The 26,255-nt window shown below is 38.6% G+C and carries 25 protein-coding genes; 3 read left to right on the top strand and 22 right to left on the bottom strand.

Going from position 1 to position 26,255, the window contains the following annotated elements:
- Positions 1 to 32 precede the first annotated feature (32 nt).
- The 9 genes from OK414_RS07260 to OK414_RS07220 form a co-directional block, all read right to left on the bottom strand.
- The gene (locus OK414_RS07260) at positions 33 to 794 is read right to left on the bottom strand and encodes a serine hydrolase (protein WP_263045411.1); all 762 of its coding nucleotides are present in this window, start codon (positions 792 to 794) and stop codon (positions 33 to 35) included.
- 14 nt (positions 795 to 808) lie between these two features.
- Complete coding sequence (locus OK414_RS07255) at positions 809 to 1,816, bottom strand: ABC transporter ATP-binding protein (protein ID WP_263045412.1); 1,008 nt, start codon at positions 1,814 to 1,816, stop codon at positions 809 to 811.
- Between the two features lie 12 nt (positions 1,817 to 1,828).
- Positions 1,829 to 2,737 (bottom strand): C40 family peptidase, encoded by a 909-nt coding sequence (locus tag OK414_RS07250; protein WP_263045413.1) that lies wholly within the window; start codon positions 2,735 to 2,737, stop codon positions 1,829 to 1,831.
- 31 nt (positions 2,738 to 2,768) lie between these two features.
- Positions 2,769 to 3,713: a S66 peptidase family protein gene (locus OK414_RS07245; protein ID WP_034653337.1), complete on the bottom strand. Its 945-nt coding sequence runs from the start codon at positions 3,711 to 3,713 to the stop codon at positions 2,769 to 2,771.
- An 88-nt stretch (positions 3,714 to 3,801) separates the two neighbouring features.
- Entirely contained in the window at positions 3,802 to 5,445 is a 1,644-nt protein-coding gene (locus OK414_RS07240) for a peptide ABC transporter substrate-binding protein (RefSeq protein WP_263045510.1), read from the bottom strand.
- 23 nt (positions 5,446 to 5,468) lie between these two features.
- Positions 5,469 to 6,467, bottom strand: a complete 999-nt coding sequence (locus OK414_RS07235; protein WP_263045414.1) for an ABC transporter ATP-binding protein — start codon at positions 6,465 to 6,467, stop codon at positions 5,469 to 5,471.
- A 4-nt stretch (positions 6,468 to 6,471) separates the two neighbouring features.
- Positions 6,472 to 7,428 (bottom strand): ABC transporter permease, encoded by a 957-nt coding sequence (locus OK414_RS07230; RefSeq protein ID WP_170959573.1) that lies wholly within the window; start codon positions 7,426 to 7,428, stop codon positions 6,472 to 6,474.
- Entirely contained in the window at positions 7,412 to 8,341 is a 930-nt protein-coding gene (locus OK414_RS07225) for an ABC transporter permease (RefSeq protein ID WP_080743093.1), read from the bottom strand. Before OK414_RS07225 ends, OK414_RS07230 begins: the two co-directional genes overlap by 17 nt.
- Before the next feature lie 14 nt (positions 8,342 to 8,355).
- A complete protein-coding gene (locus OK414_RS07220) occupies positions 8,356 to 9,180 on the bottom strand; it encodes a M55 family metallopeptidase (RefSeq protein ID WP_047930914.1) in 825 nt (274 codons plus the stop codon).
- A 249-nt stretch (positions 9,181 to 9,429) separates the two neighbouring features.
- Between OK414_RS07220 and OK414_RS07215 the strand changes: the two genes are divergently transcribed.
- Positions 9,430 to 10,725, top strand: a complete 1,296-nt coding sequence (locus tag OK414_RS07215; protein ID WP_263045415.1) for a purine/pyrimidine permease — start codon at positions 9,430 to 9,432, stop codon at positions 10,723 to 10,725.
- A gap of 31 nt (positions 10,726 to 10,756) precedes the next feature.
- On the opposite strand, the gene OK414_RS07210 is transcribed toward OK414_RS07215, so the two are convergent.
- The 3 genes from OK414_RS07210 to OK414_RS07200 form a co-directional block, all read right to left on the bottom strand.
- A complete protein-coding gene (locus tag OK414_RS07210) occupies positions 10,757 to 14,962 on the bottom strand; it encodes a tetratricopeptide repeat protein (RefSeq protein ID WP_263045416.1) in 4,206 nt (1,401 codons plus the stop codon).
- A 167-nt stretch (positions 14,963 to 15,129) separates the two neighbouring features.
- Entirely contained in the window at positions 15,130 to 16,371 is a 1,242-nt protein-coding gene (locus OK414_RS07205) for an MFS transporter (RefSeq protein ID WP_013082387.1), read from the bottom strand.
- A gap of 302 nt (positions 16,372 to 16,673) precedes the next feature.
- A complete protein-coding gene (locus OK414_RS07200) occupies positions 16,674 to 16,961 on the bottom strand; it encodes a hypothetical protein (RefSeq protein WP_013082386.1) in 288 nt (95 codons plus the stop codon).
- 276 nt (positions 16,962 to 17,237) lie between these two features.
- Between OK414_RS07200 and cspD the strand changes: the two genes are divergently transcribed.
- Positions 17,238 to 17,441, top strand: a complete 204-nt coding sequence (gene cspD, locus OK414_RS07195; RefSeq protein ID WP_013056175.1) for a cold-shock protein CspD — start codon at positions 17,238 to 17,240, stop codon at positions 17,439 to 17,441.
- Between the two features lie 59 nt (positions 17,442 to 17,500).
- Here the strand turns inward: cspD and OK414_RS07190 are convergent, their stop codons facing one another.
- From OK414_RS07190 to OK414_RS07180, 3 genes are read right to left on the bottom strand one after another with little or no spacing between them, the layout of a single operon-like run.
- Positions 17,501 to 17,773: a DUF2564 family protein gene (locus OK414_RS07190; RefSeq protein WP_034653354.1), complete on the bottom strand. Its 273-nt coding sequence runs from the start codon at positions 17,771 to 17,773 to the stop codon at positions 17,501 to 17,503.
- A 56-nt stretch (positions 17,774 to 17,829) separates the two neighbouring features.
- Positions 17,830 to 18,012, bottom strand: coding sequence for a zinc-finger domain-containing protein (locus tag OK414_RS07185; RefSeq protein ID WP_013056173.1), 183 nt, complete (start codon positions 18,010 to 18,012; stop codon positions 17,830 to 17,832).
- Positions 18,013 to 18,041: 29 nt separating this feature from the next.
- Positions 18,042 to 18,695: a ribonuclease H family protein gene (locus OK414_RS07180; RefSeq protein WP_016763503.1), complete on the bottom strand. Its 654-nt coding sequence runs from the start codon at positions 18,693 to 18,695 to the stop codon at positions 18,042 to 18,044.
- Positions 18,696 to 18,914: 219 nt separating this feature from the next.
- Between OK414_RS07180 and OK414_RS07175 the strand changes: the two genes are divergently transcribed.
- A complete protein-coding gene (locus OK414_RS07175) occupies positions 18,915 to 19,313 on the top strand; it encodes a reverse transcriptase-like protein (protein ID WP_016763502.1) in 399 nt (132 codons plus the stop codon).
- Between the two features lie 6 nt (positions 19,314 to 19,319).
- Here OK414_RS07175 and OK414_RS07170 read toward each other — a convergent pair whose 3' ends face one another.
- From OK414_RS07170 to OK414_RS07140, 7 genes are all read right to left on the bottom strand, one after another.
- Complete coding sequence (locus OK414_RS07170) at positions 19,320 to 19,595, bottom strand: DUF6123 family protein (protein ID WP_013082383.1); 276 nt, start codon at positions 19,593 to 19,595, stop codon at positions 19,320 to 19,322.
- 61 nt (positions 19,596 to 19,656) lie between these two features.
- Positions 19,657 to 20,118, bottom strand: coding sequence for a divergent PAP2 family protein (locus tag OK414_RS07165; protein WP_013056169.1), 462 nt, complete (start codon positions 20,116 to 20,118; stop codon positions 19,657 to 19,659).
- A 130-nt stretch (positions 20,119 to 20,248) separates the two neighbouring features.
- Positions 20,249 to 20,563, bottom strand: coding sequence for a hypothetical protein (locus OK414_RS07160; protein WP_013056168.1), 315 nt, complete (start codon positions 20,561 to 20,563; stop codon positions 20,249 to 20,251).
- Between the two features lie 105 nt (positions 20,564 to 20,668).
- Positions 20,669 to 20,926 carry a DUF2533 family protein gene (locus OK414_RS07155; RefSeq protein ID WP_013082381.1) on the bottom strand — a complete coding sequence of 86 codons (258 nt, stop codon included), beginning with the start codon at positions 20,924 to 20,926 and terminating at the stop codon, positions 20,669 to 20,671.
- On the bottom strand, positions 20,923 to 21,696 hold the full coding sequence (locus tag OK414_RS07150) for a DNA polymerase beta superfamily protein (protein WP_034653357.1): 774 nt from the start codon (positions 21,694 to 21,696) through the stop codon (positions 20,923 to 20,925). The genes OK414_RS07155 and OK414_RS07150 overlap by 4 nt, the downstream gene beginning before the upstream one ends.
- A gap of 5 nt (positions 21,697 to 21,701) precedes the next feature.
- Positions 21,702 to 25,319 (bottom strand): dynamin family protein, encoded by a 3,618-nt coding sequence (locus OK414_RS07145; RefSeq protein WP_263045417.1) that lies wholly within the window; start codon positions 25,317 to 25,319, stop codon positions 21,702 to 21,704.
- Between the two features lie 374 nt (positions 25,320 to 25,693).
- Entirely contained in the window at positions 25,694 to 26,251 is a 558-nt protein-coding gene (locus OK414_RS07140) for an isoprenylcysteine carboxyl methyltransferase family protein (protein ID WP_263045418.1), read from the bottom strand.
- Positions 26,252 to 26,255 lie beyond the last annotated feature (4 nt).

The following is a 26,255-nucleotide window of genomic DNA, read 5'->3' as shown; positions in this document are numbered from 1 at the left end:
CCCGCTTATTGAAGTATATGGTCAAGAGATTTTTAGATGTTAGATGACAGAAGATATCCAATATCAGCAATTAATCTCCTTCCCTGTTCATTGTCACTTAGTCCATCTATCAAAACAACGGCATAATACGTTTCGTTACCTCGCATGAGAATAGCACTATCATGTTCTGCTCCCTGTAGTTCTCCAGTCTTATTCGCAGCTTGAAACGCTGATCCTATACGTGCTGGAAGCTTATGCTGAAACTGCTGCATTTCTAACATTCTCATTATTTTTCCGCGACTAGATTTCCGCAAAAGGCTTCCTTCATATATTTCCCTTAGACACTTTACTACATCAGAGGCACACGTATAATTATCAATCCCTTTTTCAACAGCGATTTCGTCCATCATATAGCGGTTTAAAACGGTTTTCTTTAATCCTAGATTTTTAGCACATTCGTTAATTTTTTCAAATCCTACTAAAGAAATGAGCTCATTAGTAGCTGTGTTGTCAGAAACAATTATCATAAGGGTAAGCAGCTCTTCCACTTTAATATGTGTTAACTGCGGAAGAGCTTTAAGTACGCCTGCTCCGCCAACCGTGTTTTTTTCCATTCTTTGAATGGCAGATGTTAAAGCCAAGATGCCCGCATCAATTTGACGAAACGCTTCTATTGCAAGCAGCAGTTTGATTGTACTTGCTGCTCGTTGTTGGATAAAAGAATTAATCCGTATGGATTCTTTTCCTTCAATATGAATACGTATAAGTCCATTATTACTCCGCTTCCACGTAGTAACTGCATCTTCGATTTTCATTCTCGCTTTTTCCATCATTTTGTCGCAGCTGTTTCAATATAGTTGTTACTCATTATCCTTTGATTATATAAGTGACAGGCTACAAAGTGATTGTCTTCAACTTCCTGCCACTCTGGCTTTTGAGTCTTACAGGCTGCTACTGCAAGAGGACAGCGCGTATTAAACACGCAGCCCGAGGGCGGATTCATTGGACTTGGCAATTCTCCTTTAAGAACAATTCGCTTCCGATTATCCTCAACGTCAGGATCAGGAATAGGAATAGCTGACAGTAGAGCTTGAGTGTAAGGGTGAAGCGGTTTTTGGTACAGCTCCGCACTTGTTGTTAATTCTACTAAATGCCCTAAATACATAACTCCAATACGACTGCTTATATGCTTTACCATCGACAAGTCATGTGCAATAAATAAATAAGTTAATCCTTTTTCTTTTTGGAGTTTCTTTAATAAATTAACTACTTGAGCCTGTACAGATACATCTAAAGCAGAAATAGGTTCGTCTGCAATAATGCATTCTGGATTTAACGCTAAAGCTCTCGCAATTCCTATGCGCTGGCGCTGCCCGCCGCTGAACTCATGAGGATAGCGATTGGCATGATCACGATTTAGCCCTACGTCTTCTAGCAGCTCATACACCCGGTTCAGCATTTCTTTTTTATTCGAATAAAGTCCGTGAACCTCCATTGGTTCTGAGATAATCTCCTTTACGGTAGAACGAGGGTTTAGTGAAGCATATGGATCTTGAAAAATCATTTGCATATTACGATGAAAAGCAAATTTCTCTTTCTCTGATAGCTCATGCACGTTTTTTCCTTTATAAAGCACCTCTCCCGATGTACGGTTATACAACCCAATGATTGTTCGCCCGGCAGTTGATTTTCCGCAGCCGGATTCACCAACAAGTCCAAAGGTTTCTCCTTTTGAAATATGAAAAGACACGCCGTCTACTGCTTTTAAAACCTGCTTATTCGTAATCGAAAAATACTTGCTCAGCTGCTTTACTTCTAACAAATGCTTTGTTGTCATAACTGCCACCTCCTAATAATAGCGCCGGGCTGCGCACAGCTCTTCTTCATAAAGCGTTCCTTTTAATTCAATGATTTCGACGGTTTTACCCGTTTTAGGTGAATGAAGCATTTTTCCGTTACCATACCAAATACCAACATGGTGGATAGAACCTTCACCTTTTTCATGAGCGAAAAACAGCAAATCTCCAGGTTGAATAGAGTCTAATCCTACTTCTTTGCCTCGCCTTGCTTGATCGGTGGCATCTCTTGGAATAAGATAGCCGTTTGCTTTATGAGTAGCATAGGCAAACCCGGAACAATCATATCCCCAAGCACTCATGCCACCCCATAAATATGGAAAATTCAAAAACTGTTCTCCTGCTGCAATAATCATACCTCCAGTTCCTTTTGTTGCTTTACGATTTCTATCCTCTATTACAACAGCATCTTGACGTTTTATTTTCCCACTGCCAACCGGCGTTTGAACCTCTAGCCATTCTTTATCTTCTTTTAAAAGAGGCAGCTGCGTTTGATAACTAATTTGTAAGGCTTCTTCCGCTAGCTGCAGTGTCGCAATCGCTGCTGTTACCACTGCCGTTGGTTTATTCAATGGAGAATATTCAGCTTGGGAAATCAGTTGGTGGGAAGGAACCCACCCGGGATATCCTCTTTCATCTTTAGAAGAAAACTGAGAAGGAATAACGATTTTTGCCCATTTACCTTTCCGTTCCGTTACGTATACTTCTTCTCCTAGTAACAGCTGCGTTTGAACTAAATTTTTCTCACAAAGCTCCAACCGACGTGTATACGTTAATTGTTCTAGCCATTTATCTAGTTTTACTGGGACACTTGTTGCATTGTCATCTATTTCTCTGCAAGAGTCATAGGAAGTCCACACAGTCGCCACAGCCACACAAACGTAATACGTTTTTTTATCCATCACTTATTTCTCCTCCCCGCAGGTTTAACCTTCAGCGTTCGACTTTATCTTTTGGTAATGTAATACCGGATTCAAATTCCACCATTCGTTCATACGTCGACATCGTGGCATAACTTCCAATCGCCACAGGTGTTTGAGGAGAGCAATGTCCGATGCAAAACCCTCTCATAACAGGCTTTTTTAAAGAAGTTAGGTAACTTGTTAATGCCTCTTCCAATGAAAGCGACTCTGTACGTTTTTTAGGATAGCAGTTATGAAAATCTCCGATAATAATTCCCGCTGCATCCTGTAGTTTATTGGCCATATACAGCTGTGTCATCATGCGGTCAATTTCATACGGCTCTTCATCAATATCTTCAATAAATAAAATTTTATTTTTCGTATCTAGTTCAAATGGTGTACCAAGCGTGCTTACCAGCAAAGTAAGATTTCCTCCTATCAGCTGACCAGTTGCTTCTCCTTCACAAATAGTGTCGAGCGAACTAATTTGATCCGTATAGCAAAAAGAACGGTGAGAAAATAATTGATAAAAAGCTTGCTTCGTCTCTATATGAACATCTTCTTTTCCGATATCCGACGAAAGCATTGGCCCGTGAAAGGTAACCAAACCTGTGCGCTGATGAATAGCCGTATGTAAAAACGTAATATCGCTATATCCCCAAAAAATCTTTGGGTTTCGCTTGATTAAATCGTAGTTTAATTGCGAGGCAAGCCTAGCAGTCCCGTACCCTCCGCATGCACAAATAATTGCCTTTACTTCCTTATTGGCAAACATCGCATGTATATCGGCTGCTCTCTGTTCATCAGTCCCTGCCAAGTACCCGTTTTTTTTATATAAATGTGCGCCTGTTACTACGTTTAATCCTATTCCCTTTAAATATTCTATTCCTTTTTTTAGATTGTGCTGATTAGGCGGACTAGCAGGCGCAATAACAGCTACTGTATCACCTTTTTGTAATGGTTTTGGTTTTATCATCTGTCACACTCCTTTTGTGTAAAGAAATGAAGAAAGTGAAACTTGGGTCAGAAGGGAATTGAAATCCCCTCTGACGAAAAGTTCCACTTTACTGTTTATCTGCCCACTTCAAATCTAAATAGCCAACAGGATGACGAACAATTCCAGATACGTTATCTTTGATTAAAAACACATAGTTGTAGAAATGGATAGGAATGATCGGCATCTCATCAAATAAAATACCTTCTGCTTTATACATAAGCTCAAAACGTTTTTTATTATCAGTTTCGTTCATAGCTTGTTTAATTAACTCATCATATTCTTTATTGCTCCAAGCTGTACGGTTCATTGAATGACCCGTCTGGAAGCTCTCTAAAAAGTTAATTGGATCTGCATAATCAGCTAAAAATGAACTTCGTGATAGCTGAAACTTTAACGCTTTTTGTTCTTCTTGGAAAACATTCCATTCCATATTGGCAAGCTTCACATCTACGCCTAGATTTTCTTTGAACATTTGCTGCAGTGCTTCTGCTATTTTTTTATGCGTATCGTCTGTACTGTATGTTAGCGTAATAGCTGGCAGCTTTTTATATCCTTCTTCTTTCATTCCTTTTTTCAGAAGTGCTTTTGCTTCTTTGCCATCTGTTTTTAATAAATCGCCGCCCGTTTTACGGAAATCCTTTCCATCTGCATCTTTAAATCCATAAGATACGAACCCACGAGCTGGTTTTTCTTTATTCTTTGTAACAAAATTAACAATTTGATCTTGATCTACAGCCATTGCAAATGCTTTACGGATATTTTTGTTTTGAAAGGGCTCTTTATCTAAGTTAAAGCGATAGAAGTAAGTTCCCGCTTGGTCTTCGATATGAACATCTCCATCTTTCAGCAGCTTTTCACTTAAATCCGATGGAATTTCAGAAACATCTAGTTCTCCATTTTGATACATTTGATATTCTGTGTTTGTATTTTCAACAATTGCCCATTTTACCTTGTCGAGCTTTACATTTTCAGCATCCCAATACTGATCGTTTCTTTCCATGACTAGATTACTGTTATGCTTCCATTGAGTTAATTTGAAGGGACCATTCGCAACAAACGTATCTGCTTCTGTAAACCATTTCGGATTTTTTGTTGCTACTTTTTCATTAATTGGGAAGAACGCTGGATTGGAAACTACGCTTAAGAAATAGGCTTGAGGGCTTTTAAGCGTAACTTCAAAGGTTTTGTCATTTAGCGCTTTTACCCCTACTTGATCAGCACTACCTTTACCCGTATTAAATTCTTCTCCACCTTGGATGAAATAACCTAAAAATGCCGCTGGTGAACCCGTCTTAGGATCTAACAGCCTCTTCCAAGCAAATACGAAATCACTTGCTTTCACGTCATCTCCATTTGACCATTTAGCATCTTTTCGTAAATGAAACGTATAGACCTTTTTGTCCTCAGAGATATCCCATTTCTCGGCCATTGCTCCTTCAGGCTCATCGCTTTTTCCTAAACGAGTCAGCCCTTCCATTAAGTTATTAAGCATATTCCATGAATATGAATCAAATCCAATAGGTGGATCAAAAGACGTAGGTTCTGCGCCATTATTCATATAAAGGACCTTACCGTCTTCTTTTGCTGTACTGCTTTTCTTTTCTGGCTCCGCGCCTGAATCTTTTGTGGCCGTACAGGCAGCAAGTGCAAATATAAGTACACACATCATTAGTAAAGACCCTATTTTTTTCATCATTTCCCCCTCTTTCATAAGTTCTCTATTCATCTATAAATCTAGCTTATAGTTGTTACAAATTTTTGGGCTCTCTCATCTTGAAGCCAGCAGTGCACTTGGTGACTTTCTTTCAGCTTTGTTGACGCAGGATACATGCGGTCACATACTTCCATTACGTAAGGACAGCGAGGTGCGAACGAACATCCGGATGGAGGTGCAAATAAATCGGGAGGTGATCCTGCAATAGGCACAAGTTCACTTTCGTATAAATCTAACCGAGGAACTGAACGCAGCAATCCTTTTGTATACGGATGCTGCGGCGTATAAAAGATGTCTCTTCTTGTTCCAATCTCTACAATCTTTCCTGCATACATTACGGCAACACGGTCAGCTACCTGAGCAACTACACCTAAATCATGGGTAATTAAAACAATAGAGACATCCGTTTTCTGCTGAATGTCCTTAAACAATTCTAAAATCTGCGCTTGTATCGTGACGTCAAGAGCTGTGGTAGGTTCATCAGCAATTAGCACTTCGGGATTGCATACAAGAGCCATTGCAATGACAATACGCTGTCTCATTCCCCCGCTAAATTCATGAGGATATTGCTTTAGGCGTTCTTTAGGATTTGGAATTCCGACTAGCTCCAGCATTTCAAATGCTTTTTCTTTGGCTTTTTCTTTTGAAATGTTTTCATGGCGCATAATATTTTCTGCAATTTGCTCACCTACGCGAAGAGTTGGATTAAGCGCAGTCATGGGATCCTGAAAAATCATCGAAATATCAGCGCCTCGAATGTCTCGCATTTTTTTTTCTGATAGTTTCGTTAAATCCTGGCCTTTAAATAAAATAGATCCGCTTGTGATCCTGCCCGGAGGTGTCGGAATTAACCTCATAATACTTTGAGATGTTACGCTTTTTCCGCACCCTGACTCTCCGACAATCGCTAGTGTTTCTCCTTTATGTAAATCAAAACTAACGCCTCTTACAGCTTGAACTCGCCCTCCGTAAGTTGAAAACTGTACGTGTAAGTTTTTGATTTGGAGCATTTTTTCCATTTGCTTACCTCCTTAATTTCGGATCAAGTGCATCTTGCAGTCCGTCTCCAAGGACATTAAAAGCAAACATGGTAAGAGAAATAAAAAAAGCGGGAAAAAACAAACGCCACCAATAGCCTGATAGAATCGTTGATAAACCATCGTTTGCCATTACTCCCCAGCTGGCATAAGGAGCCTGTACACCCAGCCCTAAAAAGCTTAAAAAAGCTTCAGCAAAAATGGCAGTTGGTACGGTTAGTGTCATTTGAACGATAATCGGTCCCATCGTATTTGGAAGCAGGTTTCGCTTAATGATACGACTAGTTTTTGTTCCAAACGTTTTGGATGCAAGCACGTATTCATAGTTTTTTATTTGCAATACTTGCCCCCGTACAATTCTCGCCATCCCGATCCAACCTGTAACGGAAAGTGCCACAATAATCGTAGAAAGCCCGGGGCCCATGACTACCATTAGTAAAATCACCACTAATAAATAAGGAAGACCATATAAAATTTCAATTACGCGCATCATGACATTATCTGTTTTTCCGCCTTTGTAGCCTGAGAATCCCCCGTAAATGACACCGATGATAAAATCAATAAGCGCTGCCATCAGTCCTACAAATAAAGAGATTCTAGCCCCGTACCATGTCCGGGTGTACATATCTCTGCCTAAGTCATCCGTTCCAAACCAATGACTAGCTGAAGGAGGAAGATTTTGCTCTGTAAAAGAAGCTTTCGTTACACTGTAGGGTGAAAACATAGGACCGAATATAGCCATCACAACGAGAATGACTAAAAAAAAGAGACCCAGCATGGCCAACTTATTTTTTACAAGCCTGCGCCAAGCATCATGCCAATAAGAAAGACTCGGCCTTACAACTGCTTCAGCTTCAGATTTCTTCTTTTTCTTTGGCACAAACCACTCATCAGGAATTTGCTTATACTCCTGTTTTTCCAGCACGTTATCCCTCCTTCTTATACAGTTTGATTCGTGGATCAAGTATTCCGTAAGCAATGTCTACTAAAAAAAGCATAATGATGAGAATCGAACTGTAAAAGACCGTCGTGCCCATAATTACCGGGTAGTCTCTCGTATTAATACTGTCCACAAAATATTTTCCCATGCCAGGAATAGCAAAGATTTGTTCAATAACAAATGTGCCGGTTAATACGCTGGCTGCAATCGTTCCAAGAACTGTTATAACGGGCATTAAAGCATTTCTAAGCGCATGCTTAAATACAATTTTTACTGGTGAAAGCCCTTTTGCACGCGCTGTTCGAATATAATCTTGAGTTAGTACTTCTATCATGCTTGAGCGAGTCAAACGTGCAATAATAGCCATAGGACCTGTGGCAAGAGCTAGAGTCGGAAGAATCATATGTAAAGGGCTCGTCCACGTAGCGGCAGGTAAAATTTTCAAATTAACAGAAAGCTGTTGAATTAACAACGTGGCCATAACAAAATTTGGAACCGACAATCCGATAACTGCTATGCTCATCGCCATGTAATCAATTATTCCATTCCTTCTAAGAGCAGCGATAATGCCTAGTGTAATACCGGAAGTCACCGCAAGAATTAACGTCACCATTCCAAGTTCAAATGAAACGGGAAACCCTCTTCCTAAAAGGTCGTTAACCGTTTGAGACGGCTGTTTAATGGAAGGACCAAAGTCAAAGGTAACAATGGACTTTAAATAAAGAATATATTGCACAGCTAGCGGCTCATCTAAGTGATAAAATGATTCCAGGTTTTTTTGAACTGCATCGCTTGTCGCTCGTTCTTCATTAAATGGAGATCCAGGAATCGAATGCATTAAAAAGAAGGTTAAGGTCACAATTACCCATAGCGTAACAAGCATGGATAAAAATCGTTTCAAAATATAACTTTTCACCTTTATCCCACCTTCTAACAGAATGTTGTGCGCGTCGCTAATTCAGTCATAACAAGCATGGCCTGATAAGCTTCTAAAATATCTTTTGCTTGAAACCGAACAGTCGTCGTTCCAGGCTCAATTTCTGTGCCCGGCATTAAGTGCGCCCACTCTGCTTGACCGTAATTTGCAAATTCTATTCGTAAGGTTGGATGTTTAGGTGGAAGTAAAGGTTTAACAAGGTGTCTATGTTGAATAGCTGCGGCTGTTTTTTCTTGAAGTAATTGTTCTGCTTTCTTAGGGGTTAATGTTTTGGCTGCAGAACGTGAAATGGCCTGTTTGACGATAGCAGTCGTCACGTTTGGAATAAGCTGCTGTGCTTCCAACGCCGTTTGGTCATCACCGACTACCATTAAAACTGGCACGCCGTAATAGCCTGCGACATATGCATTGAAGCCTAACTCTCCAATATTCGTATCGTCTATGTACATATTGCGAGCACCAAATATCATCGAATGAGACATGACACCAGGCATGGATGCTTTAGCATGATATCCTAGAAACATAGCACCATCAAAAGTCTGATCTAATCCCTGTACCATTGAATATGGTTTTACGCTTCCTGAAATAAGCTGAGTTTCTGGATGAAGCCGTTCAACAAGGAGATTATTCATACTCGAATGACTGTCATTTACCACAACTTCTGAGCACTGTTCTCTAAATCCTGCATAAATTACTGCATTTGCTTCATCCGTCATTATTTTGCGGCTTCTTTCATAATTTTCTTTCTGCCGCAGAACATTTGTGTGATCGACGAGTCCCGTAATTCCTTCCATATCAACCGACAGATATAGTTTCATTTGTCTTATTCCTCCTTCCTTGACTGTTAGTCAGTTCATTATAAATTATTCTTATGTTTATAATTTATAATTGTAAGAAAATTATAAATTATCTTTCTTCTTTTTACAACAATATATTGAATTTTTTGACACTTTACTCATCTTCCTTTTAACAAGATATCGCTTACAAATTGGAAATCCCATGGTAAAATAATAGAGCAGCCTGTTGGTTCATTCAGCCGCTCGTCGGCATTAATTGAGGTGTTAAGAATGTTTCGAGTTTCCATTGCTTCACTACAATGGTTTTTATTTATGATTTCTAATAGTATGATTGTTCCTATTGTAATTGCTTCTCAGTTTCATTTAAACGCAGCGGATTCTATTCAATTTTTACAGCGAACGTTATTTATTTTAGCTTTATCCGGGCTCTTGCAGGTATTTATAGGGCATAAATATCCCATCATGGAAGGGCCAGCTGGTGTTTGGTGGGGCGTCTTTTCTCTGTATGCGAGTCTTGGAACCGTTCTATTTGGTTCTCACTCTGAAACGCTCCGCGTGCTGCAGTTCACCCTCCTTATAAGCGGGATAATTGCTATTTTGATGAGCCTGCTTGGTCTCATTGATAAACTAGCAAAATACTTTACCCCGACAGTTACCGGTACATATTTAATTTTATTAGTGACGCAGCTCAGCGGTTCCTTTTTAAAAGGAATGTTTGGTATTACAGAAACGAATTCAGCTATTAAACTTCCTATTGCGCTGGCTTCAGCTGCGATTTTGCTGCTGACTTTTTATTTATTATCGCACCGGACGTTAAATAAGCTCAGCATTATTATTAGTATTGGTGTAGGCTGGGGAGTATTTGCAATGCTAGGGTTAGCTAAACCTATCGAGTTTCAGGCGCAGTTATTTTACATACCTAAAGTGTTTGTATTTGGAGCTCCTCGCGTTGAATGGAATATGGTTGTCACTGCTTTTTTTGTGACGCTCATTTTAATTACAAACATGCTAGCTTCTATTCGTGTTGTTGAGTCTGTTTATAAACACAAAGGAGAAAAAATTGAAAAAGACAATATTAAGCGTTCGGGGATGGTTTCGGGTATAAGTCAGCTGCTTGGAGGATTGTTTTCAGGTGTCGGTGCCGTGCCTATTTCCGGTTCCGGTGGATTTATTTCAGCTACAAATCTTTATAGTCGAGTTCCTTTTATTGTAGCATCGGGTCTTTTGCTTTTTCTGAGTATCTTTACTCCTTTAACATCCATTATGTCCGCTCTTCCTCCTGCCGTCGGATACGCGGCAATCTTTCCTGTTTTTACAGGTATGATGGCTCTTGGAATTGGAGAATTCAAGCATGCCAAACAGCCCGAAAAAGCAATGAAAAAAGCCGGTATTGCGTTGCTGTCGGGGATAGGGGTTATGTTTTTGCCTTCTCAAGCTTTTTCAACACTGCCACCTTTAGTTACTACGTTTTTAAGCAACGGATTAGTTCTTGGCACCATTATCATTCTTGCACTGGAAATTTCCGAATCCATTTCTTTGAAAAGACAAGGTGCAAAAGAGGGATAAAAAAAAGAAGCTGAAACTCAGCTTCTTTTTTTTACCTTCTTACCGTTAATCCTTTTAGTTCATCGTCTTCCATAGCCATTGCATAAAATTCTCCCGTTTCATCGTGTGCTAAAACATAATCCAATTCTTCCTGAGCGGAAGCAGTTTTTCCAAGAACAGCTAGATAGCATGCCAAGTTATAGCGAATAAAAAGATCTTCGTCTCCACTTTCTACTCTGGTTATCATAAGCGAAGCTGCTGCTTCCGTTTCACCTTCTAAATGATACGCGATACCTAAATCAGTATACATACCTTCATACTCTTGACGCTGTTCAATCGCTTTTTGAAGAAGCTGAACAGTTTCATGATAACGTTCTGTTTTATTATACAGTTTTGCTAGTCCTGCATATATGTCAGGCTGATAAATCTCCTGTTGAAGTAATTCTTGAAAAGCTGTCTCCGATTTTTCTACCTCTTCAAGGCCACTCAAAATAAATGCTCGGTATATCTGCAAATCTATATGATACGGCTGCTGTTCAAGAAGTTTTTGAACTAAGTTTAGCGCTTCATGTGCAGCCTGTTCATTTTCATGGATATTAACGAGTATATTGGCTAAATGATAGGCAACATCAAAATCCCAGCTTTGATGCAGCGATTTTTTCAGCACGGTGATGCTATCTTCAATTAATCCTTTCTCTTCGTAAAAAGCCGCAAATGCATGCACAGCCTCTTTATTATTCGGATCCGTTTTTATAGCCAGTTCATACAGTTCAATCGTTAAGCCAAGCAGCGTAACCGTTTTTGCTTTTGCTTTGAACTTTGCTAAGCTTCGTTTGAAGATAGATCCTTGCTGCTCTTCTACGATCGAATCGGCATACTCATTTAAAGCCTCGGCTGCGTTTTTAAATAACAAGCTTTTGCTGTGTTTTTCCATTTTTATCTTTTTTAAATCTGCCGTAAGCCCGGACAGTTTTTTTCCATTTGGAAAGCTGGACATGACCGTTTGAAATAGAGCGTAATCTTCCGGATCCTCACTTAGTAACTCTGTAAGAATTTTTCTAGCTTCTTCATATCTATGCTCCATGATGAGCCATTTCGCCTGATGATGGCGAATAGCAGGATTCTGTGGATCTAGTTCAAGCGCCTTCTCTAAATACGTTTCAGCCTGTGAAATGTCTCCTTTTAGGCGATACACATGAGCCTGGCTGTCAGCAAGCCACTGAGGCAAAACGATTTCCTCTACGCTTTTTAATACCTCTAACAGCTCTTCATACTCTTTCTCTGTTTCACAAAGTGAAGTTGCGTGCTCAACGTTTACTTCCATAGGATTCAGCTGTATCCATTGAAGCAGCCAATTCCTTTCAGCCGTCCGATTTTGTTCTTCACAAGCCATTTCAGCAAGCTTCATACAAGCGGCTTCAAATGTTTTATCAAGAGTTAAGCATTTTTGAAAGGCCTCTTTTGCTTCAGCAGTGCGATTCATTGATTGATATATTTCACCTAACCGATAATATGGTAAAGCATCTTGCTTGATACGAAGCGCTTGTTGATAAAGTTTCTCACTTTTTGTTAGCTGCTTGGCTTGTTCGTATAATATGCCTAAATAGCACATGTACAAAATCTCATTAGGGCGCTCTTGATGTTCTGCGGTTAAAAACTTAATTCCACGAGTCAGTAAAGCCGTGTCTTCTAAATAACTCGTATATGCTTCTAACACTTCATCTAACGCTGTTTGAGCAAAATGAATTCCTTCTTCATAAAGAGCAAATCCAAACTCTATCGTTTGGTTGTCTAGCTCCTGTTGTTTTGCAGCATCTAAAAGCATACTGCCTGCATCCAACAGGACGTCGCTGTTCGATGAAAACTTCTGCGCAATAAGCGTGAGCGTATCAACGGCCGTTAAATGTTCACCTGTTTCTAGATACGCATAAGATAAGCCCAAATACATAAGGGCATCTTCTTCTATTTTTAAGCCTTCTTTATACAAAGCAATAGCTTCTTCGTACCTTTGATTCGCGACGTATAAATCGCCTAGTCTTCCTCGAATTGTCATGTCGCTTGGGAGATGCTTCATGCCTTCTTTGAGATAGCTTTCAGCTTCGTCTGTTTTTTCTAGTTGATATTGTAGCAAATCAGCTATCGAAAGATATGGATAAGGAACAGTCGGCAAAAGCTGTTTAGCTACTTGAAATCCCCGGTAAGCTTTACGAAACTTCTTTAAATGTTCATCACAACGGGCTCTTTCAAACCAGCTGTGCGCATCTTTTGGGTTTTCTTTTAATAACGCGTCGAAAAGATTTCTGGCTTCTGCGTATCTTTCTTTCTCCATTAAAATAAGTCCGTGATTGATTTGTGTATAAGATTCATCGCCATACATATTTAAGGAAATAGTCGAGCATTCAAAAGCCTTTTCGAGGTTTCCTTTGTACATATATGCAAGTGCTAAATAGCTCCAGTTCAAATGCTGCTCTACGTCTAATTGCAGCGAGCTGCGCAGTGCTTCAACAGCCTCATCATATTTCTCTTCATCCAGCGCAATTCTTCCTTTAAGATAGTGATAAAAAGAGCTATGCTTTTTGTTATCTATGTGGTGTAACAAAGAAGATGCTCCCTTACTGTCGTCAAGTTTAAAAAAGGCATATGCAGCGTGAAGCTTAAGATAATCATGATTGCTATATTTCTCTAACACATGGTTAATACACGTACGAATATAGGCTTCATGCTCTTTTCTATACAAATGCTTCATACTGTAAATAGCGGCAAATGGAACATGCTCATTTGCTTTTAGTAAAGAAACGAGATCATTAATGTGTGCCTCTTCATCCGCTTCAACTAGTTCGATTAAGTCATACAGCTGACGAATAAACATATCTTGCTCTTTAGAAAGTGAAGCGAGATCCGCTGCCGCTTTAGAAGCAACAATTGATAAAAAACCCGAATTAGCGTAATGCTGATCAAAATTTTTATATTCTACATACGTTGGACTTAGAAAATTAGCATCTTGTACATGAAAAAGTTCAAGTTCATCATCATAGCCAAATACAACTTGAACGTGGGAAGCTTGTTCAAATTCCAGACTGACCAAAATAGGCAGTCCTTTGTCTAATAGTTCTTTAAACTGTTCACCTGTGCCTGTAAAAAACATCGCTGCAAAGCCAAGAGATTCAAAGTAGCTCACCGCAGTTGATAATTTGGAGCCTAACCCTCCGTAAATATGCGTCCCAATCTCATCCTGTGTTTTTTCGGTATGTAAAAGCCTTAACATCATACTCATACTAGCTGGCACGCAATAATTATCTTTTTGAACAATTGGTACAATAGGAAGCTTGATTGTACTGCATTTATCGTCTGTATTCTTTCCAATTAATTTTTGATAAGGTGAATCTTTTAAGCATCGCTTGGTCGATAGCAGATGCGTAAGCTGAGATTGCTGCTGCTGTTCAAAATAAATGTCGGCGCGCAGCAGCGTAAAAAAATCTTGATAATCGTGATAGGGTAACTTTGAATCGATAAATTCAATTGTTTCAAGCAAGAGAGAATACTCTTTTAAATCTTTTAATCGCATCACTTTATCCATATATAAAGACGGAAGCTGTGGGTAGCGGACAATAGCCTCGTTAATTTTTTCAAGCGATTGTTTATGCTTCCCTTCATACGCATATAAGTCTGCGAGCATTGCATAGCAAAAATCTCCATTCTTCTTATATGTCGTTCCTTCTTTTAAGCAGGCTTCAGCTTTCATTCTGTCGTTGAGCTGCAAATAAAAATAGCCCCATCTGTCAGCCATACCCTTTTGATTATGGGACGTTACTTGTTTCATCCACTCAGAAGCTTCATCCACTTGTTTCATTTCTAAAAGAATTCTTACCTTTAAAAAATAGATTTTCTCAAGCTGTTCCTCTTTAACTGATTCCGTATCCAGCTGAGAAATTAATAAAGAAAGTCTATCATCAGCGTCGAGTATCTTGCCTTCTCGCAGGAGATCATCACAATAAAGAGTCACCATTCGAATCGAGCCAAATCGACGATATCCATATGTCGTTAACATTCGACTTAAACGATTTAATAAAGCTTCATCACAAAAGCGGATAAGCTCGTACAGCTCTTCTTCCGTTTGTAAGTTTGCTAACCATTCTTTCACAATCCCCGTAAGGCTCTTTGGTTGAAGGCTTTGTACTTCTTCTGTTATATACGCTACAAGATCAAATATTTGATAATGATCCACCATGCTTTTTAATTTCTGATAATTTATACTCAATTCAAAACCACCTTATTCAATAAAATAAGAACTATTGCATCTGCTGTCTATAAATTGAAGTATAAGAAATTTCAAGGATTTTTTCTAGACACAATATAAATTTAAGCATATTGACGGGTCTTTAAATAGCAAAGAGCCGTCTTTTATCATAAGACAGCTCCATAAAATCACACTTCAGCTTTCTTCAGTTTTACGCCACCTTCAGGCTTTGGTTTAATCGCTTTTAAAACTAAAATGGCACCTACCGCACTAACCCCTAGAGACGTTTGGAACACAGCCATGTCCGACCACTTCATAAGCAATGTATAAAGGGGAGGCCCAGCTGCTACTCCTACAAAGCGCATCGAACTGTAAAGAGACGTAATGGTTCCTCTCTCTTCCTTTTCAATTCCTTCTGTAATAAGCGCATCAAGACTGGGAAGAGCTGCTCCAATTCCAATTCCACCAAGCACTAAAGTGAGTAAAATACTAAAAAGAGACGTATTAAAAAATAAAATGATGAAAGAACATGTTAACAATAAGAAGCCAAAAAAAGCAGACCACTTCATAACGATTTTATTGTTTCCAACTTTTTTCCCCGCCACAAAAGAAGAAATAGATAAAGCGAGCAAAGGAATAGCCATCACTAAACCTTTTTTCGTATTCACAATATGATAACGCTCCTCTAGTATGGTCGATAGGTAAAATAAAACACCGAATAATACAAGCATAATAATGGCGCCTAAAATAAAAATAGCCATAAGCCATCCAATATTTTCTTTGAGCGTTTTCTTCAAATCCTTCAAAAACTGCTTAATACTTTTCTTTTTTTGTTCAGATTCAGAAGAACTATCATTTTTCGGAACTTTTACTAAAAAGATAACCAAAAGAATCGAAATAAGGCAAAGAATAGGAATGAACCAAAAAGGAAGAAACCAAATCATAGCCGCTAAAAAAGCTCCCAGTATTGGGCTTAGTACTTTCCCAAACGTATTAGCTGTTTCAATTAAACCTAGTCCTTTTGTAATTTCTTGCTCGTCTTTGAACATATCTCCTACACAAGGCATCACAACAGGCATAGCTCCTGCTGAACCTATTCCTTGAATCGCGCGGCCAATTAAAATAACCCAGAAAGGATTGGCCATTTGCCATGAAGCCCAGCCTGTTAAAGCCCCTCCTACTGCAGCAAGCAGCAAACTTGGAATAATAATTTTCTTGCGGCCAAATCGATCTGATAAATAACCAGCAATCGGGATTAAAAAAATAGCGAAAATTGAATAGACCGTGATAATCATGGATACCTGCAGCGAGCTTATCTGTAGACGTTTTTCAATCACCGGCAATACCGGAATTAACATTGAATTTCCGAGGGTCATGATAAGTGGCACAGAAGCAAGAGCAAGTAAATCCAATTTTTTTCTACTTTCCATAGCGTCCTCCAAACCTTACTTCTAATTAACGTCACAATCACACGTTTTTCAATTTAAGCTTTATAAAACCTCTCGTGTTCATTGATTTTAAAGCTTAACTATCTCATTACATAAGATGATGTGTATCTATATTTTTTAGCTAAAAAGGTGATTGCTATTCATGGTTTCACTGTTCTTCTTTAATTTATTAAACTTTGTTATTTATCCCTGTTAATACTTGTAAAATCGCATATTTTTAATCCTATATATGAAGAAGCGTACGAGTATCTCCGTACGCTTCTTCATATATAGGTGTCACCTTGTTACACTACTTCACCTCGATGCCCCTCTCCATCATACATAAACTGTTTATCAATGATATGTTCGATATATATGGTTGTCAAATCACTTTTTTTCACTTGAGCTACAATTAATCCTAACGGATCGCCAATGGTGAAGCTTGTTCCATTTTGAAACATTAGCAGCTGCTCATTTAAATGCAATACGCGCTTATAAATTTGCTCTTTCTCTAGGTTGCTGCGGCTCTTTGCTGCTTCGAGCGTTGAAAATAACAAAATGATTTCTTTTCCATTTACTTGTGTACGATACATACACGATCCACTCCTTATCACCGCTTTAAAATTATGCTGACTATACTTTTATTATAAACTAAATTTTCAGTTATTTTTCATCTCATAAGAAATTTTTTTAGTTATAATTGTACTACGCCTACGTTAAATAAAATTTAATTTTCAGAAAAGTTAAATTTTAATATTGAAATTTTATTTCTTCTTATTATATAATATAAACAATCATTTACCTCTATTGGAAATGATAATTCGAGTTTCAGCAGCATGAGGCTGCACAGTACTAGGGGGATTCAAGTTATGCAAAATGGTAAAGTAAAATGGTTCAACAATGAAAAAGGCTATGGCTTTATTGAAGTTGAAGGCGGCAGCGACGTATTTGTACATTTTTCTGCCATCCAAAGCGAAGGTTATAAATCCTTGGAAGAAGGACAAGAGGTATCTTTTGAAATTGTAGAAGGCAATAGAGGCCCGCAAGCCGCTAATGTCACTAAGCTATCATAAATAGATCTTTTTATTTTATAGTAAAAGAGACTCTTTTCCGAGTCTCTTTTTTGTTATGCCTAGCGTTTGGCCTCAGTAAGCTGCTGTTCACATGTTTGAATAGACTGCATGCACTGCTGAAGAAATTGCTCGTCTACTCCTGTGCCATGAGCTTTGGCAGATTGAAGCTGTGTTTTTGCATCATTAAGCGCATTCGTTGCCTCTTCAAGCTGCTGAGGACTCATACTCATCGTAGCTGTCCCAATCATCTTTTGAGCAGATTGAATAGACACTTCTACTTGCTTTAAATCATTATATCCTGTTGTTACTTCTTCATTTAAAAACTTATCCATTGAAAGAACACCTCCATATGGATAGAATGAAGCTGCTGCCGGCAAATTATACACGCTTACTTTTTAGTCAGCAAATCTCCATACTGCTTAATTTTTTCTCCTACGGTACACTCTTTAATACAAAACGTCTGAGCGTATGTTTTGCCCTTTTCTTTATTAAACGTTTTTTTTACAAAACAATCACTACAGTAGTAATCCAATAACTCCGTTACTTCTTCTAATAATTGTTTACGTTCCACTCTCGTTCATCTCCATTTCGTTCTGTGTGTTACACTTGCTTCCTGCTAGCAATTGGTATCCCTTGAAGAGCTTGAGTAGCAAGCTGATCAGCCTCTTCATTTTCCTTCCTTGAAATAGGCTCATATACCGGCCGGATACCAAGCTCCTGCATTTTATCTTCTATTCGATCTAAGTACCGATTAAACTCTTCTTCGAAACAGGGCCACTCCCCAGCTAGCTGATTTAATACAACCTGAGAGTCCCCTCTAAACGTTACCGGTATATGATGAACACCAAGTTCCTCAAGCTCTTGTATTAAATAATAAAAAGCAGCATACTCTGCCTCATTATTTGATTCAATCTCTTGCAGCCTTGAGTTGCGTCGTATTCGGTAAGAGTTGTTGTTCTGTTTAAAATAAATCACAACCCCAAGCCCCGCTAAGAGCGTATCATGCTCATAGCCTCCGTCAAAATATGCCACAATATCGTGGGGCTCTGTCTGTACTTCCTGTAAGAGCTTTTTCGCTTCTTTTACAGTCCATTTTTGCTGCTGCTCATCAAGTAGAAAAATTTCCTTCGTTCGACCTGTTTTTTCTAAATCACCCACAATCATTAGCGCCTCATTCGCATCTGTGAAATCGGAGGTGAAAATTAACTGTTTATGTTTCGAGGATTTATAATGCCATTCAATTTGGAAATTCATAACGAGCATTCCTTTCATCAGCAATTTTGAATTCAACACTTTTTCTGCTTTTTTGTATTTTATCTTCTATTATGTCTTTTCATGACAGTTTTCTTACCTAATAAGCGGATTTTAGCGTTTATACGTGCTAATATAAAATAGCTGAAGTACTTATGATACAATACTATTGATGAAAAAACATGGTTTAAGCTTATATTGTTTTAACAAGGAGGCTGTATGATGATTGAAGTTTATATAGACGGAGCCACTGCTGGCAACCCTGGTCCTTCTGGAGCTGGTATTTTAATTAAAGGAAATGGTGAACATCATCGTTACGCTATTGCTCTTGGGACAATGACGAATCATGAAGCAGAGTACCATGCACTTCTTCATGCATTAAAAATTTGTTTAGAAAAAAAGTATACGAGCGTATCTTTTCGAACCGACTCTCAGCTAGTAGACCGCGCAATGAACCAAGAATACGTTAAAAATAAAGCGTTTGCTCCTTTACTGGAAGAAGCCCTCAAATTGTCCAGTCAATTTGAGTTATTTTTTATAAAGTGGATCCCTAGCTCTCAAAATGCAGGTGCTGATCAGCTGGCCAGACAAGCCATTAATCAAAAAGAAGCAGGAATGTAATCCTGCTTAAATCATACCTGATGACTTTAAATATTGAATGGCTTGTTTTTGATTGCTAATACGATTTGATGTCAAATTCTCGAGGAGCGATACAAAAAAACTGCCGTCAAATTCTTTTTGTACTTTTAGTGTCCATTCAATTGTAAATATGACCATCTCGTCAGCTGCACGCGTATACTGCTGACCAAATGAAATAAATCCACGTGCATCTTCTGCTAAATGAAAGCCTTTTTCTTCAAGATAAAGAAGATACTCTTCAACCGTTTGAGCTGTTTTTGTCACTTTTTCGTCCCATCCTTTTGCAAAGGTTCTTCTTTATCTTAGCTTACTTTTGGCTATTTGACTATGATTTCCCTTCTAAAAAATAGCCAATCGCTCCAAGTGCTACTCCTAAAATGGCTCCGCCAATCACTTCTTCGGGCTGATGCCCAAGCATTTCTTTCAAGCGCTGTTCCGTCAAATCGTGAAAGCCTCCGTCTGGAAGACCCGCAAGCTTTTCAATTTCTTCATCTAACGTATTCACTTTAATAGTAATTTCGCCAGTCTGCCTTCGAATTCCTTGTGCATCGTACATCACAATAATTCCAAAAACAGATGCTAACGCAAAATCAATCGTAGAAACACCTCTTTTTAACGCTACATAGGTCGCTAAAGAAGATACGCCGGCTGAATGAGAGCTTGGCATTCCACCCGACGCAGCAATCATCCGCATATCCCATTTTCCTGTTTGATACTTTTTAATGGGGATTTTTAAGGCTTGGGCTAAACCGATTGATGAAAGAGCAATGACAATTCCTTTATTCATATTGCTTCACCTCATCTATAGTTTGCGATGGATTGACATCTCGTACCCAAGCAAATATTGCCCAACAAAAAACGCCGGGCTAATCTACTGACAGAGCAGACTAATCTCGGCGCTTTTGGAAACAGTTCTGTTATTTTTTACGCTTTTTTTGTGCAGCATTATTCATTTTGGCAGATTCAACTTCAGCATAAGAGCCGAATTCTTGGCCATATTGATTATTTGCACTTTTATTAGCTTCTAACTTCTTGTTAACAGAATTGTTTTGGTTTTGTTGCACGTTGAACTCAGAAGCAAACTCCCCAGCATAAGTGTCATTTGCACTTTTTGCACGTTTTGCTTTTTGAGCCTGATTTGCTTTAAACTCAGAAGAGAACTCTTGGTTATAATTATGCTTTGCATTGTTATTCGCTTGCGCATTTTTATTACCTAATTTTTGACGACCCATCGCTATCTCCTCCTATTTGTACCTCGTTGGTACACTATTAGTATGGATCAAGCGGCACGTCATATCCTGTTCAAATTAAGGTAAAAACACCAGAGCTTAGCACGTTTATATTCTTGCTACGTACTCTTTAACCATTTCTTCTGTCACTACTTTACGGCCTGGAATGATGGTATATTTTTGAGACAGCTCATTAATTTCTGCTGTTACAGCATTAATACCGTCTACAGAAAAGGGTTTCCCTTCTTTGCAAAGAAGCACAGCTGCTTCAATAGCTTGCTCGCGTCGAGCTTCTAAGCTTGCAAAAGCACGTACTAATTCGTGTTGTTTTTTAGAATGGGCTGAAATTTCTTTATGTACACTCATGTTCGTTCCTCCATTATATTATGCTGAGTTAGTAAAAATAAGTTAATGTCCTCATAACTGATTTGCTTTTCCGGTAATTCTTTTACGCTTTTTTCTATCGCTGCAGCTTCTTTCTTAATGCTGTCCAAAAAGTTTTTCATCTTTTCATTAAAAGCAACTTTCCCGCTTATCTTGCACTGTACAAATTGCTCAATGATGGATTGCTGCCTATCGTCGAGATTTGCCTGCTTACATAAATCGGCAAATAAAATGACAGGGAAACTGCGCTGCTTTACTACTACTTTCAGTGATAAAAATGCACGAATCAGTTGAAGCATCACTTTTATATCCTCTATTGTAACAGAAGAAGTCAGATTTCTTTTACTATTTATCGTTAAAATTTTAAAATAATGATACCCCAATGCTTTTAAGGAATATGATTGAGCCATCATTTGCCGCAGGGGCTCAGCAAACGATGGCTTCTGATAATAAACAAAAGGCGACCATAGCCACTCATAAAGCGAAGGGTTTGATTTTGTAAACAAATAAATGGTTTTGTACAAATCCCACCCTTGCATATCATAATTGCCTTCTGCTACATTAATGACCTCTTGAGGTCTATTGAGATGAAGATAGCGTGATGCTTTATACTTGTATATAAAGCGGACGTCAAAATCACTCGCTAACGTGTCGAGTCCGTAAGCACGGCTGCCTGATTCACATGCAAACAAAATTTCCACATTATATTCTTTTTCAATTTCCTGTAAACGTTTATTTATGTGTGTAGACATAAAAATTAATGACCCTTTCTTTCCTCCAATACATGTTCTAGCACCGTCATTGTACTTACCAATTCTTGAATTGGAAATTCTTCAGACACGGCCGCTTGCAGCTGTTTGTAATAATCATACCATTCTTCAGATACAGACTGTTTATGCGCTAAAACGTACTGATTCACTAAATTGGTATAGTGTGAATGAAGAGCGGCTTCTTCTTTCGCAATGTAGTGATTAATATCCGGCTTAATACGTTCTAGTAAAGCAGCGTGAAGCTTTACTTTCTCATTTTTTTCAAAAAAGCTTTTATTGTTTTTATACAGTGAAAGCTCTTTTTGATACGATTCATTCTCATCAAATTGATGACTTGTCACAACTTCACTGCCATTTGGAGGCTCTAACGAGTTCAACGTTGGAGTAAACGTCGGTTCATAGCGCTGTAGCTTTGTAATGATCATTCGATGCCAGTCTTCGATTAATTTTACGATGTATTTTTCGATTCGCAAAGTGGTCGCACGCACTTCTTGCGTTGCGTCGAAGGAAATAGACGTTAACAACTCCTGCAAACAAAGGCGCAGCTGCTTTTGCTTTTCACCTCGATCATCCCTTAAGTTTGCCGGACTGAAGGCTTCTTTAAAGAAGTCATCGTACCTTACAAACAGACGTTTTTTTACATAAAATAAGAGCTCTTCTAATTCTCGGTCAAACTGCTGTTGTTCATATTCAAAATGAATTTCATGCAGTTTTGCTGCTACCTGCTCATTTTTTATGTGAAGAGATTGAATGTATCGCTTTTTATCCACTTCTGATTTTGTTTGCACCTGTTTCATTTCATTGGAAACTGCTAAAATTTGTTCGAAATCTGCATAGACACTTTGGATAGCAAGCTCTGGTAATTCATAATTTATGAAGCGGTAAAACGCATTTTTGAATGGCAGAAACATTTTATCCTCATGGTTTTGCAAAGCCTGCAAGCTTGATACCGGGTATAAGCGCGGAAAACGTATACCATACTGTTCAAGCTGTTCTTTTACATAGGTCTGAACTAACTGCAGCTCTGTATCCGAGCTGGCTAGGTCCGCTGCATTTACTAAGAAAAACATTTTATCAAGCGCAAATACATCTTTTACACGGCCAAGCTGAATAAGAAATTCGCGGTCAGCTTTTGAAAACGCATGATTATAATACGTTACAAATAAAATGGCATCTGCATTTTTGATATACTCAAACGCTACTCCAGTGTGTCTCGCATTTATTGAATCAGCTCCGGGTGTATCAACGAGTGTAATGCCTAAGCGAGTAAATTCACAGTCATAATACAGGTTAATAAATTGAACAAAACACGCTTTTTCTTCTTTAGCTACATAATCATGAAATCCTTCTATATCCACCACTACTTCTGAACCGATATGCTGCTTGACTTCGCCGTAGCCTTTTTCTACTGCCTGTAAAAACGACAAATGCAGCTGCAGCTCTTCTGTTGCCTGCAGAGTTGGAATAATTGTTAACGCTTCGTCAATTGATTCTACTTCATGGTGAAACAGCTTAAGTGCACCATTCAAATCTTGGATCATCTGCTCGTTTGTTTTCATTTGCACAACAGCTGTTTTATGCGGCCGTTTTTCTGTTGGAGGCATAATTTTATTGATAGTTGCTGTCGTTGGGTTCGGAGATACTGGAAGTAATCTTTCTCCAATCAACGCATTAGCAAAAGATGACTTACCGGCACTGAACGCTCCGAATAAAGCTACAGTAAACGTTTGATTTGATAGCTTTTTACGCTTTTCTTGAAGTCTGGTAATAAAGCGGTCTAACTTTCCAAATGAACGGAGCTGTTCGAGAACAGCTGATACATCTTGAAGAACCTTTTCCGTTCCTGTTTCATGCACAGCTTCCTCAGGCTGTGAAACTAACTGCTGCTCACTCACAGCTTCTTGCTTTTCTTCAGCTTTCATGATGCCCGTTTCATATTCTTCTTGTAACATATATGACAACTCGTTTGTATCTTCTGCCGTTAGGTCGTCATCAGTTTGCTGTAAAGATTGAAGCAAAGCTTTTGTACGTGCCAATTTTGATTTCATTTCCTGAAGAGATGTATACGCTTCTTCAAATACTTCACATTCCTGCAAGTGTTGATAAATTTTTTTACGCTTTACTTCATCTTGCTCGATTTTGCTCTGTTCAATTTGCGCATAAAGCTCGTATAATAATCGCGTCGCTTTTTTCTTAATATGCTCGGCTACATCTTTTGCGTACGTTAAAACATAATCACCATTAATCGTAGCTCCTGCCTTTACCGTTTCAATTAAATCATGCGGCTCTAACGGAATTTCAAACTGCTGAACCTGGCGTATAAGATCCGGATCGGTAAGATTTTGATTTTTCACCAGCTCTTGCACATATTGCTGCAAGTGCCACTGCAGCTGAGAAGCTGCTCGTTCTTTCATATCATCAAAAAATAACGTCAGCCGCTCTTTTTTTACTTCCTCGGTCTTTTTCTTAGCAAATAAAAGACCTACTTTAAAATCAGGCTTTGTCGTTTCTAAAAACAGCCTAGCTTTTTCTCTCATTTCATATGGTGTTAAATTGGCGTTGCTTAGTATCTTACCTGTTTCTTGTTGGTACGTTTCTGCTAGCTGCTTTTCAGCACGCCTTATTTCCGCTTCTTTTTCGAGAAGCTGCTCTTTTTGATGCTTATTCATTTCATGATTCTCAAGCGTCAGCTTATGGCGCAGCTCGTCATGAATCGTTAACTTTTCTTCTTCTTGGTCTTCAATAAAGGCAAGGTGATCGTCAATTAACATTTGCATCGCATGTTGAATATGCTGATGCCGGTTTTCTTTTTCCGTCATCATAGCAAGTAATAGAGATTTTACGTACGAAAGGTCATTATGACGGTTGGTTGGCTCTTTTAACGACGTATAGAAGATTCCTTCTGGTCTCACATTCCACTTTAAAAATGACGTTTCTACAGATTCTTTAAATGCTTGAAATGTTAGCTGATCTTCTTGGTGTTTATCAATTTGATTTACAATTAAATAAAGCGTTTTATTAGCTTCTTGCAGCTGTTTTGCAAATTGAAGATTTAATTCTGCCTGCACATGATTATAATCCATCACGTAGAAAATAACGTCCGCTAAGTGAAGAGCTGACTCGGTCGATACACGATGTGCATCATCTGTTGAATCAATTCCTGGTGTGTCCATCACCACAACATTTTTAGGAATAGCATCTGTATCTATCGATAAATGAATGGACTCTACTTCATCTCCATCCACAGCAAACTGCTTAATTTGCTCATACTCATAAGGTGCTTCATAACGCACCGGCGACTGTTTGCGATAATAAACGGTTGCATGCTCATCCCCTGCTTTTACTGATACTAAGTTTGCGCTTGTTGGAATAGGACTTGCAGGCAAAATTGCTTGCCCCATTAATTCGTTAATCATGCTCGATTTTCCAGCCGAAAAATGTCCGCAAAATGCTACAACAAATTCGCCGTTCACCCACTTTTTTAACAGCTGTATTGCTTTTGCTGCCTGCTGTTCATCTCCAGCTGCTTGAAATTGCTTATGTAAATGAAAAAGAGATGCTTCCAATCGGAGATTTTCTTGATGTTTCACACTCACTTTACCCATTATTACTCTACCCCTTTTGCCTCATTCAAGACTGTATTTAAATGTGCTCTATCCATCTTCATTTCTGCTTATTCTTTCTCTATTTTACTTGATTCGCATGCGTTTTCCCATAAAAAACTGAATTTTTAGTTACAAAAACAATAAAAAAAGCTGTCAATAATTTGACAGCTTTTTTTATTCATCGCATGTATGTTACGCCTTCTGGGCTTTTTCAATATTTTTCATTACATACGTTGTGACGCCAACATATGTAGCAAGTGCTCCGATCACAAAAAGACTAACCATTACGTCCACCACCGTTTCTACTTGATGAAATTGATAATCTTTATCATTTGTTTCATCTTATCATGAAAGATAATCATTTTCAATTAGTTTTAAGATTTTTTTACAGGAAAGAAACGTCCCCTGTTTTGCCTCACTTCGCCGTAATTTGTTTCATTCGTTAACGCTTGCTCTTCTAAGGGAATTCTGACGGCTAATATACACAAATTGAAAACAGAAAAAACAGCTAACGTCCAGTATGCCTGAAACATAAGCGGAACTAACACCAATTCTGCCGCTACTACTGTATAGTTAGGGTGCTTCATAAAACGATAAGGACCTCTTAGCACAACCTTCGCATTAGGCAAAACGATAATTTTTGTATTCCAATACTTTCCTAACGAAGAAATAGCCCATATTCTTGCAAGTTGCACAAGCACAAAAAAGCTAAACAACAAAAAAGAAAAGCGATACATTCCATCGTTTAACACGTACACTTCCGTAAAAAGAGCAGCAAAAAAAGCGGCATGCATGCTTACCATCCATTTGTAGTGACTTTGACCAACTTCGTATGCTCCCTGCTTCTTCATCCAAGCTTCATTTCTTTTGGCAATAACCAATTCACATAGACGCTGTAAGATAATAAATACAAAAAAGCTATAAAAAAACAATCGC

The sequence above is a fragment of the Priestia sp. JV24 genome (genome assembly GCF_025910025.1).
GTDB classification, from domain to species: domain Bacteria; phylum Bacillota; class Bacilli; order Bacillales; family Bacillaceae_H; genus Priestia; species Priestia megaterium.
Note: the sequence above shows the minus strand (reverse complement) of the source record. Positions and strands in the feature narration are given on the sequence as shown.